Consider the following 14,164-nt stretch of genomic DNA (forward strand, 5'->3'; position numbering starts at 1 on the left):
TTTCATTTTTTAGGGTTGTCCTTAGATTGATGTATAAAAAAGATTCGCTAGAAAACCCGTATTTTCCTTCCGTCATCGAGGGAAACGTCCATATTTTCAACAAAAAAGAGCACATTCTCTTGCTGTGCTCTCTGCTGTTTACTGCTTTTCATATTTCTTTTGTAATTCAACGTACTTATCAATAATTTTACTTGGGATGGTTTTAATGACGGAATCTTTATCTGAGACATAAGGTGTCACGACACTAAAAGCCACCTTCGGATTGGACGACGGATAATATCCCCCAAAGGTTAAATTGTATGTGGGATTTCCCCACCAGCTGCGGTTGGCACCATAGTAAAAGGTTTGGGCCGTCCCTGTTTTTCCAGCGACATCATGCTGACCAAAGCGACCAGCGGCAGTACCGCCGGTCGATGTGACCATTTTCAGCCCCATTTTGACGCGGTCAATATCTGCTTTCGAGTTGTTAATCGTGTTCAGCACCTTCGGCTCATATTTTTTCACGACTGGGCCTACTTCATCCTTCTTTGTTGGAAGGTGAACGCTTTTCACCACTCTTGGCTGAACGCGATTTCCTCCATTGGCGATCGTCGACATGTACTGGGCAACTTGAAGCGGTGTATACGTGTCATACTGGCCAATTGCTTCATCGAGCAAAAGTCCGCCGACCGTCTTAGGATGTGTCTGCATCCCGCTTGATTCCTGCGGCAGGTCGATCCCTGTTTTTACGCCAAGACCGAATTGCGCATAATAGTTTCTCATTTTTTGCAGGTGCTCAGGTCTTGCCGGTAACGGACCATCCTTTTGATAGGTGATGCCCGCCATTCTCATCGCTACTTGGAACATGTAGACGTTGGAACTTTTTTGGAGAGCCTGAAGGTCATTGACCCATCCAAGAACTTTGTATGACCGTTTCGGCTTTCCATTACTTCCTGCAAAATAAAGCGGTGTATCCATATAGGATTGGTTGTGTGACATCCCGTCCTGATAACCGCCAAGTACTGTGGCTCCTTTGACAACAGAGCCCATTTCGTACTGGGTCGTAAATGTTCCGATGGCATAATCTGTGACGTCTCTGCCGTCCATTTTCTTGCCAGACATTGCGAGAACATCCCCAGTGTTAGGGTCCATCATCACGACAAATGCGCGGTCCATCATATAGTTTCTCGCACTAGCGGATCTAAGCTCTGATTCGACGATCTTGTCGACTTCCTTTTGCAGCTCCATATCAAATGTCAGTGCAAGATCAAGTCCTCTTCGTCCCTCTGTCCGCTTGATTTCATCGAGCAGCTTCCCGCCAACCTGAGTATATTGAACGGTCGCTTTCTCTGGGTTCAGAAAATCCTCGTATTGATACTCTAAATAGCTCTTCCCTACCCGGTCATTTCGTGAGTAGCCTCTTGCCATATAGTAATCTTCACGCTCTTTTATAATGCCTTGCTCTGGTGTGGTCACACCGCCAAGTACATTATAAAGGGTCTTTTCATACGGATATTTTCTTGTCCAATCATTGATGACATTTACACCATGCAGTTCATCCAGATGCTCTGACACAAGTGAAATCTCTTCATAGGTCAAACTCACGGATGACGTCTGCTTGGATTCTTTTGTTTCATCAAGCAAAGCCACTTTTTCGTCCCCTTTTTTCTCTTCGTTCGGGTCCATTGCTTTCACAATTTGAGGCTCAAAGGCATATCCGCCTGTAAATCTACGATAGATCGCTGCAACTGCTTTTTCCTCTGCATCGTTTTCGATCGCCTTGACTTCTTTCTTAGGCACACGCTCTACTTGAAGCGGATAGACATCCTTTGCTTTAAGATCCTTTTTCTCTGCTTTTGAAAGGAGCTTATCTGCTTTTTCCGGGTGGCTCGCCAGCCAAAAATCTCGAATGTCACGCTCTCTCAAAAAATCAGTATCCATTTTTATATAAGTCGCAAGTTTTCTTGCTACCTTAATCTTATCCTTCGCTTTCACACCGCTTTCTGATGTATAAACGATGGCAGGAACACTTACGTTATCAACGACGACTCTTCCTCTCGCGTCATACATTTTTCCTCTTGGGGACGGGTATGATGCTGTTTTGACCTCTGTTCGGTTTGCTTGCTTTTTATAATCCTCACCATTGACGATCTGCAGCACACCAAGCTTGATCACAAGTCCAGCAAATAAACTAAAGACAGCGAAGAAAAAGAGATTAATCCTCCAGGCGTTCCGGCGCTTGATTTTTTTCTGCTCGGCACCACCTTGATGCTGTTTCTCTCCCACTTATGTAGCTCCTCTCATCCTTTCAATCTTTTACAATTACCACTCATTATTGTAACACTTTTGTAATAGTTGTTACAGCGAAACAAGTGAAAAAAAGCTGTCAATCCCTATTATGCAAAAAAATATACTAACACTTTAAAATATTGGTATGTTTATGTCGTTTTCTTTAAATGGAAGAATTCCCTATCCTTTGATATGAGGCGGCTTTTTTTATGACTTTAACAAAAATGACAAACAGGCATTGTCAATGGAGGATGCTGGTACGTTTATAACAAAAAGTCCATGTTATGATTTTCTGTGAGAAAACAAAACAAAGATTTTAGGAGGAGTTACAATATGAAGAAGAAATCATTCTTTTTTTCAGCGCTAACGGCTGCTGCACTCATCACGTTCACTGGAGGACATTCAGCTGATGCGAAGGAGCTTAACCTGAAACAAGTGATACATGTACAGCATCAAACCATTGATCTTCATACATTAGCTGCAAAATTACATATCTCTTCAGATGTAAACAAGCTAAGCAAGTCGAATCAAAAAGAGATCGAAGCTCTTTTAAACAAGCTGATCAAAAGCGGTCAACCTGTTACTGGCACAAAAGTGGTGAAAGAAGTAAACAAAGCAAAAAATGAACAAAAACAAGAATCAGTGAAAAAACCAACTGCTTCTAAACCAAGTACGCCAGCTAAACAAAACACAAACAACAATAACAACACAAAAGCTGACGAAAAAGACACAACGGCAGCAAAAGCAGACAGCAGCTTGAATGCATTTGAAAAAGAAGTCGTTGAGCTTACAAACAAAGAGCGTGCAAAGCAAGGATTAAAAGCACTTTCTGTTGATTCAAAACTAAGCAAATCTGCTCGCGCAAAATCTCAAGATATGAAAGATAAAAACTATTTCTCTCATACAAGCCCAACTTATGGATCTCCATTTGATCAAATGAAGAAATTCGGTATCACTTACAAAACAGCAGGTGAAAACATTGCCCAAGGTCAAAAATCTCCTCAAGAAGTTGTGACTGCTTGGATGAACAGTGAAGGCCACAGAGCCAATATCTTAAACAAAAACTATACACATATCGGTGTTGGTTATGTGAAATCTGGCAACTACTGGACGCAGCAATTCATCGGAAAATAAGATATCTAAAAAACCTGTCCCTAAGTGGGACAGACCAGATTGTTGACAAAGGGCTAAAATGATCTTCATTTTAGCCTTTTGTCTTCTTTTCAGCGTGATAGAAAACCTTTGCAGTCTAGGAAGGACGAGTACCGGAGCGGAGCGAATTTGACATTCGTGAGCACCGGCACGCAGGACTGACACCGAATGCGAGGGTTTGTCTACACGCTGACCTGTCTCTAAGTGGGACAGGTCTTTTTATTTTACCCATAATTTATATATACTCTGTGTGCCGCTGTTTTCTTCGCCCTGTTCGCTCAGCTTTTCATAAAGTGACTTTGCAAGCGCGAGTCCTGGCATTTCTTCTCCCATCAGTTCTGCTTCCTCAAGTGCAATGCCCATATCCTTGATAAAATGCTTCACGTAGAACCCTGGCTCGAAATCACCTTTCAGCATTCTTGGTGCAAGGTTTGACAAGGACCAGCTTCCTGCCGCGCCCGTTGTAATGCTTTTGAGCACATGCTCTGGATCAAGTCCTGATTTTTCGGCATAGGCCATGGCCTCTGCAACGCCTACCATACCTGCTGCGATCGCAATTTGGTTACACATTTTGGTATGCTGACCGCTTCCTGCAGGTCCTTGATATTGAATGTTTTCGCCCATTTGCTCAAATAAGGGCAGGCACGCTTCATAGGCTGATTTTTCTCCGCCAATCATAATCGCAAGCGTTCCATTTTTTGCCCCTACGTCTCCGCCAGAAACTGGTGCATCTAATGCAAACAACCCTTTTTCTTTTGCTTTCATTTCAATTTCTTTTGCCAGCTGAGGCTTCGATGTCGTCATATCAATCAGATAGGTACCAGGCGCAGCATGTGCCACAAGCCCTTCTTCACCTAAATAGATTTCTTCTACATCTGATGGATATCCTACCATTGTGATGACAGCATCTGCATGTTCTGCAATCTCCTTCACTGCCGGCTTCCATGATGCGCCTTTTTGAATGAGTGCATCTGCTTTCGCTTTTGTTCTTGTATAAACGAGAACTTCATATCCGGCATCCATTAAATGTCCTGCCATACTGCGTCCCATTACACCGATTCCAATAAAACCAACTGTTTTGATTTGTGTCATCACTTGTTCCTCCTTAAAGAGACTTTGTCAGTCCACCATCAATGATGAGTGTTTGACCTGTCATATATGTATTGACTTCAGATAAAAGAAAAGCTGCATATGCTGCAAATTCCTCTGGCTGTCCGTAACGGCCAAGCGGAATCGCACGTTCAGCCTGTGCTTTGATTTCTTCAACTGTTTGGTGCTCTGCCTGTGCGCGGTGCTTGTCCAGCTGTTTGACGCGGTCTGTTTCAATTTTCCCTGGGGCTAACGTATTGATTAAAATGCCATCCTTTGCAAGCTCCTGAGCGGCTGTTTTTGTCCAGCCGGCAATAGCCGGTCTAAAAGTATTTGACAGCATCAAGCCTGGGATCGGTTCTTTCACTGACATAGACGCAATGTTTAAGACGCGTGCGCCGTGTTTTTTCAAATAATGCAATGCCTCTTTTAATAATCGAATATAACTGAGTAAATGAAGCTGAAATGATTCCATCCAGTCTTCATCTGTTAAGGTTTCAAGCGTCCCTGTTTTAGGCCCGCCTGTATTGTTCACAAGAATGTCTAGACACTTCTCATCACCAGCTGCCGCTTGAACTAGCGCCTTGATTTGCTGCGCGTCAGACACATCACATACTTGATAAGTCAGCTTTCCTTTTACAAGCGGAGATAATTCTTTGACTGTTTCTTTCAGCGTGTGCTCATGCCTTCCTGAAAGCATCACATCTGCTCCCTCTTTTGCTAGAGCAAAGGCAATGGCTTTTCCAATACCTTGACTGCTTGCAGCGACCAAGGCTTTTTTTCCAGATAGATTGACATTCATGTCAACACCTCCTCTGCTTTATTTTATCATACAAAAAGAACCTTGCTCACGCCGCAAGGTTCCTTTCCGCTTGATTACAGCTTAAACCGGTCAACCGCCTGACGTAATGCCTGGCTTGATTCGTTCAGCATTTCAGTCGAAGTTTTCGTTCTTTCTAAAGCTTGGACTTGTTCATCTGTAGACGCATGCACTTCCTCAGCTGAAGCCGCAGATTCTTCTGAGATCGCAGCAATGCTTTGAATGGAGTCATTCATTTTCTGCTGTTCGTCTGTCATTTCATTGATCTGTGTATGAATGCTGTCAATTGAGCCGACAAGTGCCTGCATTTCCATTGTGATGCTGCTCAGTGCCTCGCCTGTTGCATTAATGGCTTCACCTTGTTCCTCATTCATCTTACTTGCTGCCGTCATCGCTTCAGCCGCCTTTTTCGATTCATCTTGAATGAGTTTGACGGTTTCACTAATGTGTTTGGTTGATTGCGCAGATTGTTCAGCAAGCTTTCTGACTTCTTCTGCAACAACAGCAAATCCTCGTCCGCTTTCTCCGGCTCTCGCTGCTTCAATGCTTGCATTCAGTGCAAGTAAATTCGTTTGATCAGAGATTTCAGAGATGGCGGTCACAACGTTTTCAATATTTTTCGTTTTATGTTCAAGGTCAAGCAGCATTTGCTCCACTTTCTTCGATTCCTCGTTCGCTTGTGTTGATTTTTGAACGAGCATACCTAGTGCATCGAGCCCTCTATAGCCTGCATCTTCAGATGATTTTGAGTTGGCTTGCATTTGCATGGCAAGCTCACCCATATGACGTACTTTTTCATATAAATGCTCTGATTTCTCATTAATCGTTTCTGCTTCTGAAGCCTGCTTAGACGCACCTGTTGCCACCTCTTGAATGGCCGTTGCAATCTGTTCGCTCGACAGTAAGGTTTCATTTGAAATTTGCGTGACTTCATCCGTTGATGTCACTACTTGGTCTGAAGCCCCTTTTACTTTTTCAATTAACTCTCTGATCCCCTCGGTCATTTGATTAAAGCTCTTCGTGAGGAAACCAATCTCATCTTGAGATTTCGTTTCAAGTGAGCTGGTTAAATCACCTTCAGACACCTTACGCACATGCTCGATCAGACGCTTGATTGGCGTTGTGATGCTTCTTGCTAATAAGAAACTGAGAATGATCGCAAGAACAATGGCAATGACTGAAATCATGATGCTTGTCTGATTCATTTGTTCTGTGATCCAAAGCAGTTTCTTTTTCTCAAAGCTGACACCTATTGTCCAATCGGCCTCTTTGATTTTAGATATGACCGTCAGTTCTTTGTTATCATCAAGACCGGAATTGTCGATCGCTTTTTTTACAGAAGCGACTTTTGATATGTTTTTTCCTTGCTCAGTTGGATGTGCCAAAATCGTTCCTTTGCCATCAACTAAAAAAGCGTTTCCCATATAAGGAATCTTTTGTTCCTTTATATACGATTGAATGGAAGACAGCTTCAAATCAAGTCCTGCGACTCCAACAACCTTTCCATTTCGCACAATTGCCTTGGTGGCTGAGACAACCATTTCATTCGTTGCTTTATCAATATACGGATCTGTCCAGATGACTTCATCAGGCTTTTCAGTCGAATTGATAAACCAATCTCGCTTAGTTGGATCATATCCTTCACCAAAATCAGACTCTGGGAAGGCAAACATTTTACCGTCACTTGTTCCTATATAGGCAAGTGAGATGAGTTCATCCTGCTCCTGCAAGACTTTTAGTTCATCGTTTTCAAAGGCTAATGTTTGTTTTGTTTGCTTTTGTGCAAAATCTTCAGTCAGTGTACTTGTTGCCAGTTTGTTAATTGTACCCCCGTAATTATCAAGCTTTTGTGCAATAATATCTCTCATGCTTTCTGCTGTTGCCGCTGTGGTGGTTTTTGCATCCCGTTCAATGAGTGGTGTTAATACTATGTTGGAACCCACTTGAACTGCCACAACGGTTAAAATTAAAATAACTGAGATGAAAACAGCTATTCTCACTTGAAGTTTCTTAAACATCTCATCACCCCTACATCCTACTTTCGCATCTTATTTTGTATATCGGCAAAATTGGTACCGCATTCAATAGTTGTAAGAAAATTTAAATAGAAAAAACAAGCCATAAAGGCTTGCTTTAAGTAAAATATTCAATTTTTGCAGACGGAAAGTACTGATCGATATATGATTCTAACGTCTGTCTTAGTTCTTGTTCCTCATCTTTTTGGTAGATATATTTCCCAATTCCATATCTCCCCCACTTGTAACGTCTTTTTTCTTCATCCAATTCTAATTTTGATTTCGGATAGTTTTTTTGGATCACACGCTTCGCTGGTTTTGTAAAACGATGCTGAATCATTTCAAAGGTGATATCGTGCCTGACATCTTCAGTTAGGGCTGCATCGAGCTTTTCAAAAAGAACTTTATATCCTTCCTGCCAGCCTTCGTGAATGTAAATTGGGGCAATAATAAAGCCAAGAGGATAGCCTGCTTTTGCGACCTTGACAGCTGCTTCAATCCGCTGATCTAACGGTGATGTTCCGGGTTCGAAATATTTAATGACATAATCCGCATTGATACTAAAGCGGAATCTTGTTCGGCCATTATGCTTTGCATCAAGTAAATGATCGACATGATGAAATTTGGTGACAAAGCGAAGCTTACCAAGATCAGTCTGGCCGAAGTATTCAATCGCTGCCTTTAGTGTATGTGTCAAATGGTCAATTCCTACAATATCTGAAGTACAAGAAGCTTCAAATCTCGTGATTTCAGGCGCACGCTCGTTCATGTACTGCTCCGCCTGATCTAATATTTCTTCAACATTCACATATGTTCGAATGTACGGCTTACTTCCCATTGTCGTTTGCAGATAGCAATAATGGCAATGCCCCATACATCCTGTCGCAAATGGGATCGCATACTCTGCAGATGGTTTAGACGTATCAAACTTCAACGTTTTCCTCACACCAATGACAAGCGTTGATTTCGCATTACGATACTTTTGCAAGTCATTTTTACCCGGAATATTTCTTACTTGGTTATGTGAAGTCGTTTCTCTTATTTCAATACCCATACCCTCGAACTTTTCCTTCAGCTCTCGTCCTAACGGGTACTCTAACGCCCTTGGTTCAATGTAAACAAGCTGGGGCACAAAAGGTTTGATCATATTTAGCACATCCTTACCTTATAGGTTTTCATACGGTTACTTTAACCGCGCAGGATGGCTTTTATCCTTTCTAAAATCTCCCTTATTCAAACAAATCTTGATAAAGAGCTTCTGCTTCTTCATATGTTGGAAAGACCGCATCATCTGGAGCTAAAGGATGATACGTTTCAAGTAAAAATAGGGCAAGCTCCTCTTCGTTATATGGATGTGAAACAATTTCTGCTTCTTTGATTTGTGCTACGTTTGCTGCATGTGGATTTCGATAAATCACATATACTTGATCACCCGGTTTATAGTCTGAGAAAGGCAATCTGGTCACCTCCATTTTTCTTATAGGATGCCCTTCTCTCTGCCGGATATGACCCAATATGATAAAATTCGACAAAAAAACCAGACAGGGTTACTGTCTGGTTTGAATTCACTTAGTGATGTTGAAACGTTTTCTTCACGAAATCAACCACTTCTTCTGTTGTGCTAAGTGATAAAATATGCTCTTTAAATGATGCAGCTTCTTCCTTAGAAAGCTTGCTTAGCTGTGTTCTTGCTGGAAGAATAGATGTTGCACTCATTGAGAATTCATCTAATCCTAATCCAAGTAGAAGTGGGATTGCGATTTCATCTCCTGCCATCTCACCGCACATGCCAACCCATTTACCTTCTTTATGCGCTGCTTCAATAACAAGCGTAATCAAACGTAAAATCGCTGGATTGTAAGGCTGGTAAAGATAAGACACTCGTTCGTTCATTCGATCAGCAGCCATTGTGTATTGAATCAAATCATTTGTTCCAATACTGAAGAAATCAACTTCTTTTGCGAATTGGTCTGCGATGACAGCGGTTGATGGAATTTCTACCATTATACCGATTTCAATGGAATCGGATACGTCTGTACCAGCGGCAACCAATGCTTCTTTTTCTTCAAGTAAAATGGCTTTTGCTTCTCTAAATTCTGATAATGTCGCGATCATAGGGAACATGATTTTCAAGTTTCCATATGTACTTGCACGAAGTAAGGCGCGTAGCTGTGTTCTGAAAATCTCCTGTTCTTCGAGGCAAAGGCGGATCGCTCTAAAGCCAAGGAACGGGTTCATTTCTTTTGGAAGCTGCAAGTAAGGGAGTTCTTTATCGCCACCAATATCAAGTGTGCGGACAACAACCGCTTTACCTTCCATCTTCTCTAACACTGTTTTATAAGCATTGAACTGTTCTTCTTCTGTTGGAAGCTGATCTCTGCCCATGTATAAAAATTCTGTACGGTACAATCCGACTGCTTCGCCGCCATTTTCAAGTACACCTTTTACATCTTCAGGTGTTCCGATATTTGCAGCTAGCTCTACGTGAACGCCGTCTTTTGTGACCGTTGGCTGGTCCACCAGTTTCGCCCATTCCGCTTTTTGAGCTAAGTAGTCTTCATGCTTTTTTTGATACGCTTTCACTTCATCTTCAGAAGGCTGAATGATGACGTCTCCGCTAATACCATCGACAATGATCAGATCATTGTTTTTCACCGTTTTTGTTGCTTCTTTTGTTCCAACAACTGCTGGAATCTCCATAGATCTTGCCATGATCGCTGAGTGAGAAGTACGACCGCCGATATCTGTCGCAAAACCTTTGACGAATTGTCTGTTCAGCTGAGCAGTATCAGAAGGTGTTAAATCTTCAGCGATGATGATGACTTCTTCAGAAATCATGCTTGGATTTGGAATGTCAACGCCTAGCAAATGTCCAGTTACACGTTTTGTTACGTCGCGAATATCCGCTGCACGTTCCTTCATGTATTCATTGTCCATTGCTTCGAACATGGTGACAAACATTGTCGCTGTTTCTTTTAAAGCAAATTCAGCATTTACTTTATCAGAGTTGATTTTATCCTTTACTGGGTTTAGCAGCTCTGGATCACTTAACACAAGAAGGTGTGCAGAAAAGATATCTGCTTTGTCTTGGCCAAGCTCTTTTAGCGCATGTTCTTTAATTGCTTCAAGTTCTTGTTTAGAAACATGAATTGCTTCTTCAAAACGCTTCACTTCTGTCTCTGGATCATTGATGTCTTTTTGGTGAACTGTTAAATCTGGTTCTTCCAGACGATATGCTTTTGCAATCGCAACGCCTGCTGAAGCACCGATTCCTTTCAGTTGTTGCATTACTCGCCTAGGCCTTCACTTTTCATTGTGTCTTTAAGCGCAGCAAGTGCATCATTTTCATCAGAACCAGAAGCAGAGATTGTGATTGTAGCACCTTTCGCAATTCCTAGAGACATTACACCCATAATAGATTTCAGGTTCACTGTTTTACCATTATATTCTAAGTTGATATCAGCATCATATTTACTAGCAGTTTGTACAAGAACTGTTGCAGGACGTGCGTGAATTCCAGAATCTGCAGTTACTTTGAATGTTTGTTGAGCCATTTTTATCAATCTCCTTTTTATACAATTAATACATCCACAATATTATATCATACTGCCGAGCTTGTCATCTAACAAGAACGGCAGTTATGAAAATTATTTTGAAATTTTCATGATGTTTTCTTGACCAGCTTTGATTTCACCGGATTCTTGAAGGTCAATAAATTGTCCTTCACCTAAGTTGGTAAATACAATTGGTGTCATCAAAGATGGTACTTCAGACTTAATTTTATCAATATCAACCTCTAAGAGTTTTTGACCGATTTCTACTTGATCTCCCTCTTGTACAAATGCTTCAAATCCTTCTCCTTTAAGGCTGACCGTATCAATACCGAAGTGGATTAAAATTTCAAGTCCACCGTCAGATTGCAGGCCAATTGCGTGTTTCGTTGGGAATACATTTAAGATCTTCCCTTTCACTGGCGAAACCACCGTTCCATCTGTTGGCAAGATGGCGAAACCGTCACCCATCATTTTCCCTGAAAATACTTGATCTGGTACATCTGTAATCGGATGAAGCTCCCCTGTAATTGGTGAAGCAAAAATTTCTTCATCTAGCTCGTTTTGAAGCGGTTTTGCAATGACTTCTTCGACCTGCTGGCTGACTTCTTCTTTTGCAGAAGGGTCTTTCGCTGGACGAGGCGTGCGGCCTGCAATGATGTCCTGCATTTGTGTTTTTAAATTATCAGAGCGTGGTCCAAAGATGGCCTGGATGTTGTTTCCTACTTCGAGAACTCCTGAAGCACCAAGCTTTTTCAAGCGGTCCTTGTCCACTTTCTTCTGATCATTGACAGTGACACGTAAACGCGTAATACAAGCATCAAGGTGTTTAATGTTTTCTTGGTCACCCATTGCTTCAAGAATTTCATAAGGTAAGTCATTACCCTTTTCAGACTTAGCACTATCTGCACCGTCAGCTGCTTCATCCTCGCGGCCTGGCGTTTTCAGATTAAATTTGCGAATGGCGAATCTAAATCCGAAGTAATAAATAGCAGCAAGTACGAGACCAACTGGAATCACAAGCCACCAAGCGGTTCTGTTTGGCAAGATACCGAATAAGAAGAAGTCGATTAATCCCCCTGAGAAGGTCATACCGATTTTCACGTTTAGAATATCCATAATCATAAAGGATAATCCAGCAAATACACAGTGGATTGCAAATAACACTGGTGCAACAAACAAGAATGAGAATTCAAGCGGTTCAGTAATCCCTGTTAGGAAAGAAGTCAGGGCTGCTGATCCCATAATTCCAGCGACAAGCTTTTTATTCTTTGGTTTTGCTTCATGGTAAATCGCAAGTGCTGCTGCTGGCAGACCAAACATCATGAACGGATATTTCCCTGTCATGAATGTACCAGCTGTCAGCTGAACACCATCTTTTATCTGTGCCATGAAGATACGCTGATCACCACGGACAAGCTCACCTGATAAGCTCTTATAACTAAAGAACTCATACCAGAATGGCGAGTAGAAAATGTGGTGCAGACCAAACGGAATTAATGAGCGTTCAATCACACCGAATACAAAGGCAGCAAGCGGCTCATTCGCTGCGAGCAGTCCTGTTGAAAACGAGTTCAGTGCACCTTGAATTGGCGGCCAAATGACTAACATCAAAAGCCCTAAAATAAGTGCTGAAATAGATGTAACGATTGGAACAAAACGTTTACCAGCAAAGAAGCCGAGATATTGCGGGAGCTCAATTTTGTAAAATTTATTATACATATAAGCTGCTAATACCCCGACAATAATCCCGCCGAAGACGCCGGTAGACAAGGTCGGAATGCCGAGCATATTAATATACGCTGGATGGCTTTCCTTAAAGAACTTAGCCAATTTGATGGAATCGGATGGAATCGATCCATTGGCCATTAATACGGCGCTCATTGTCACGTTCATGACAAGATAACCGATAATTGCGGCAATCCCTGCCACACCGTCTCCATTAGCAAGACCGATGGCAACCCCTACAGCAAATAAGAGCGGAAGATTCGAGAAGACAATGTTCCCCGCATTTTCCATGACACTTGCAACAAGCTGAATTGTATCATTGCTTAAAAATTGAGCTACATCAATCAGCTGCGGATTTTGCATCGCATTCCCAAGTGCTAGTAAAATACCAGCAGCAGGAAGGATCGCAACTGGAAGCATAAGTGCTCGTCCAATTTTTTGCAACACACCAAAAAGTGATTTAAACACTGGTTGAACCTCCTTTTGTTTTCGCTTACAACATACATGCGGGACGCTCCCTGACGTACATTTCATAATTAACCGTTTACATTTCACCTTCAAACACAAAAAAAGGCATGGTGATATAAGGTTGCGCAAATAACAGGATCTTATCCTGTATTTACCTTAAGTCACTCATGCCTGATCGAATCAGTTACACGTTTCAAGGAAACTATGAAATTTTATTTGTCAATCTGTACAGATGAAGTGTCAGGTAGACAGCCTCCGCATCCTGTACAGGCTTTTTCAAAGCATGTTGTAATATTTTGATCATTTTCCAAGCAGTATTGTAGCATAAAGGATATTCATTTTTCAATAGATGAAGCAATTTTTCTGGCTCCTCTAATGATTCTTCCCGTTTAATGCGCTCAATCGAAAATGTAATATGGCGCAATAAGCGTAAATAATGAATACTTTCACGGTCTACTTTCATATGAAATGAATCTTCTATGACTTGGACCATCTGCGTAATAAGCTGCGAATGACGGTTCACCTCAGATAAGGGCCGATTCGTCAAAGCTGAGTGAATATGGAGCGCAATAAAACCAATCTCTCCTTCTGGCAGCTTTGTTTCGACATCTGAACGCTCGTTAATCAGCTCAACGACTTCCTTTGCGACCTCGTATTCTTTCGGATACAGCGATTTAGTCTCAAGCATAAAGGGATTGGTGATATCATATCCTTGCTGCACCCGCTTAAAACTAAAGGCAATATGGTCAGTCAGGGCAATATGAATATGCTCATTCAAACGGTGCCCCATTTTTTCTCGTATATGATAAATGACGTCATTGGCAAGCTCGATCATGTTCTCATCAATGTGGTGAAGCAGCTGTTTATATTCTGTTTGTTCTTTTGTATTTTTAAGTACAAACATTTTTTCAAATGTGTCTTGATCGAGAACATCACCCGATTTTTTCCCGAAGCCGATTCCTTTCCCAATTAGAACCACTTCGCCCCAAGAAGGGTGTCTTGCGATGATGACATTATTATTTAACGCTTTATCAACGGTGAAGGATTCCATGAACATCCCCACCTCCTTCTTA

General features: G+C 41.8%; 11 protein-coding genes. 1 reads left to right on the plus strand and 10 read right to left on the minus strand.

Features of this window, described 5'->3' with window-relative positions:
* Positions 1-138: 138 nt before the first annotated feature.
* Complete coding sequence (locus C6Y03_RS02920; RefSeq protein ID WP_106038793.1) at positions 139-2,265, minus strand: peptidoglycan D,D-transpeptidase FtsI family protein; 2,127 nt, start codon at positions 2,263-2,265, stop codon at positions 139-141.
* A 336-nt stretch (positions 2,266-2,601) separates the two neighbouring features.
* Between C6Y03_RS02920 and C6Y03_RS02925 the strand changes: the two genes are divergently transcribed.
* Positions 2,602-3,402 (plus strand): CAP domain-containing protein, encoded by an 801-nt coding sequence (locus C6Y03_RS02925; protein WP_106038794.1) that lies wholly within the window; start codon positions 2,602-2,604, stop codon positions 3,400-3,402.
* Between the two features lie 237 nt (positions 3,403-3,639).
* On the opposite strand, the gene C6Y03_RS02930 is transcribed toward C6Y03_RS02925, so the two are convergent.
* The 9 genes from C6Y03_RS02930 to glcT all read right to left on the minus strand — a co-directional run bounded on the left by C6Y03_RS02930 (position 3,640) and on the right by glcT (position 14,148).
* Positions 3,640-4,512 carry an NAD(P)-dependent oxidoreductase gene (locus C6Y03_RS02930; protein ID WP_106038795.1) on the minus strand — a complete coding sequence of 291 codons (873 nt, stop codon included), beginning with the start codon at positions 4,510-4,512 and terminating at the stop codon, positions 3,640-3,642.
* Between the two features lie 13 nt (positions 4,513-4,525).
* On the minus strand, positions 4,526-5,311 hold the full coding sequence (locus C6Y03_RS02935; protein ID WP_106038796.1) for an SDR family oxidoreductase: 786 nt from the start codon (positions 5,309-5,311) through the stop codon (positions 4,526-4,528).
* A 74-nt stretch (positions 5,312-5,385) separates the two neighbouring features.
* On the minus strand, positions 5,386-7,347 hold the full coding sequence (locus C6Y03_RS19695; protein ID WP_106038797.1) for a methyl-accepting chemotaxis protein: 1,962 nt from the start codon (positions 7,345-7,347) through the stop codon (positions 5,386-5,388).
* Positions 7,348-7,462: 115 nt separating this feature from the next.
* Entirely contained in the window at positions 7,463-8,491 is a 1,029-nt protein-coding gene (gene splB / locus C6Y03_RS02945; RefSeq protein ID WP_060596131.1) for a spore photoproduct lyase, read from the minus strand.
* Between the two features lie 82 nt (positions 8,492-8,573).
* Positions 8,574-8,801 carry a transcriptional regulator SplA domain-containing protein gene (locus C6Y03_RS02950; RefSeq protein WP_003211490.1) on the minus strand — a complete coding sequence of 76 codons (228 nt, stop codon included), beginning with the start codon at positions 8,799-8,801 and terminating at the stop codon, positions 8,574-8,576.
* Positions 8,802-8,913: 112 nt separating this feature from the next.
* Positions 8,914-10,632, minus strand: a complete 1,719-nt coding sequence (gene ptsP, locus C6Y03_RS02955) for a phosphoenolpyruvate--protein phosphotransferase (protein WP_106038798.1) — start codon at positions 10,630-10,632, stop codon at positions 8,914-8,916.
* Positions 10,632-10,898: a phosphocarrier protein HPr gene (locus C6Y03_RS02960; RefSeq protein ID WP_003211078.1), complete on the minus strand. Its 267-nt coding sequence runs from the start codon at positions 10,896-10,898 to the stop codon at positions 10,632-10,634. The genes ptsP and C6Y03_RS02960 overlap by 1 nt, the downstream gene beginning before the upstream one ends.
* A 93-nt stretch (positions 10,899-10,991) precedes the next feature.
* Positions 10,992-13,091, minus strand: a complete 2,100-nt coding sequence (ptsG, locus tag C6Y03_RS02965; RefSeq protein WP_106038799.1) for a glucose-specific PTS transporter subunit IIBC — start codon at positions 13,089-13,091, stop codon at positions 10,992-10,994.
* 202 nt (positions 13,092-13,293) lie between these two features.
* Complete coding sequence (gene glcT, locus C6Y03_RS02970) at positions 13,294-14,148, minus strand: glucose PTS transporter transcription antiterminator GlcT (RefSeq protein WP_034662832.1); 855 nt, start codon at positions 14,146-14,148, stop codon at positions 13,294-13,296.
* Positions 14,149-14,164 lie beyond the last annotated feature (16 nt).

This window comes from Bacillus sp. LNXM65, from assembly GCF_002998575.1.
Taxonomy (GTDB): Bacteria; Bacillota; Bacilli; order Bacillales; family Bacillaceae; genus Bacillus.

Bases quoted from the DNA above. Each gene is read 5' to 3' on its own strand.
- C6Y03_RS19695 (WP_106038797.1), bottom strand. From the start codon at position 7,347: ATGTTTAAGAAACTTCAAGTGAGAATAGCTGTTTTCATCTCAGTTATT.
- C6Y03_RS02935 (WP_106038796.1), bottom strand. From the start codon at position 5,311: ATGAATGTCAATCTATCTGGAAAAAAAGCCTTGGTCGCTGCAAGCAGT.
- glcT (WP_034662832.1), bottom strand. From the start codon at position 14,148: ATGTTCATGGAATCCTTCACCGTTGATAAAGCGTTAAATAATAATGTC.
- ptsP (WP_106038798.1), bottom strand. From the start codon at position 10,632: ATGCAACAACTGAAAGGAATCGGTGCTTCAGCAGGCGTTGCGATTGCA.
- C6Y03_RS02960 (WP_003211078.1), bottom strand. From the start codon at position 10,898: ATGGCTCAACAAACATTCAAAGTAACTGCAGATTCTGGAATTCACGCA.
- C6Y03_RS02930 (WP_106038795.1), bottom strand. From the start codon at position 4,512: ATGACACAAATCAAAACAGTTGGTTTTATTGGAATCGGTGTAATGGGA.
- splB (WP_060596131.1), bottom strand. From the start codon at position 8,491: ATGATCAAACCTTTTGTGCCCCAGCTTGTTTACATTGAACCAAGGGCG.
- C6Y03_RS02925 (WP_106038794.1), top strand. From the start codon at position 2,602: ATGAAGAAGAAATCATTCTTTTTTTCAGCGCTAACGGCTGCTGCACTC.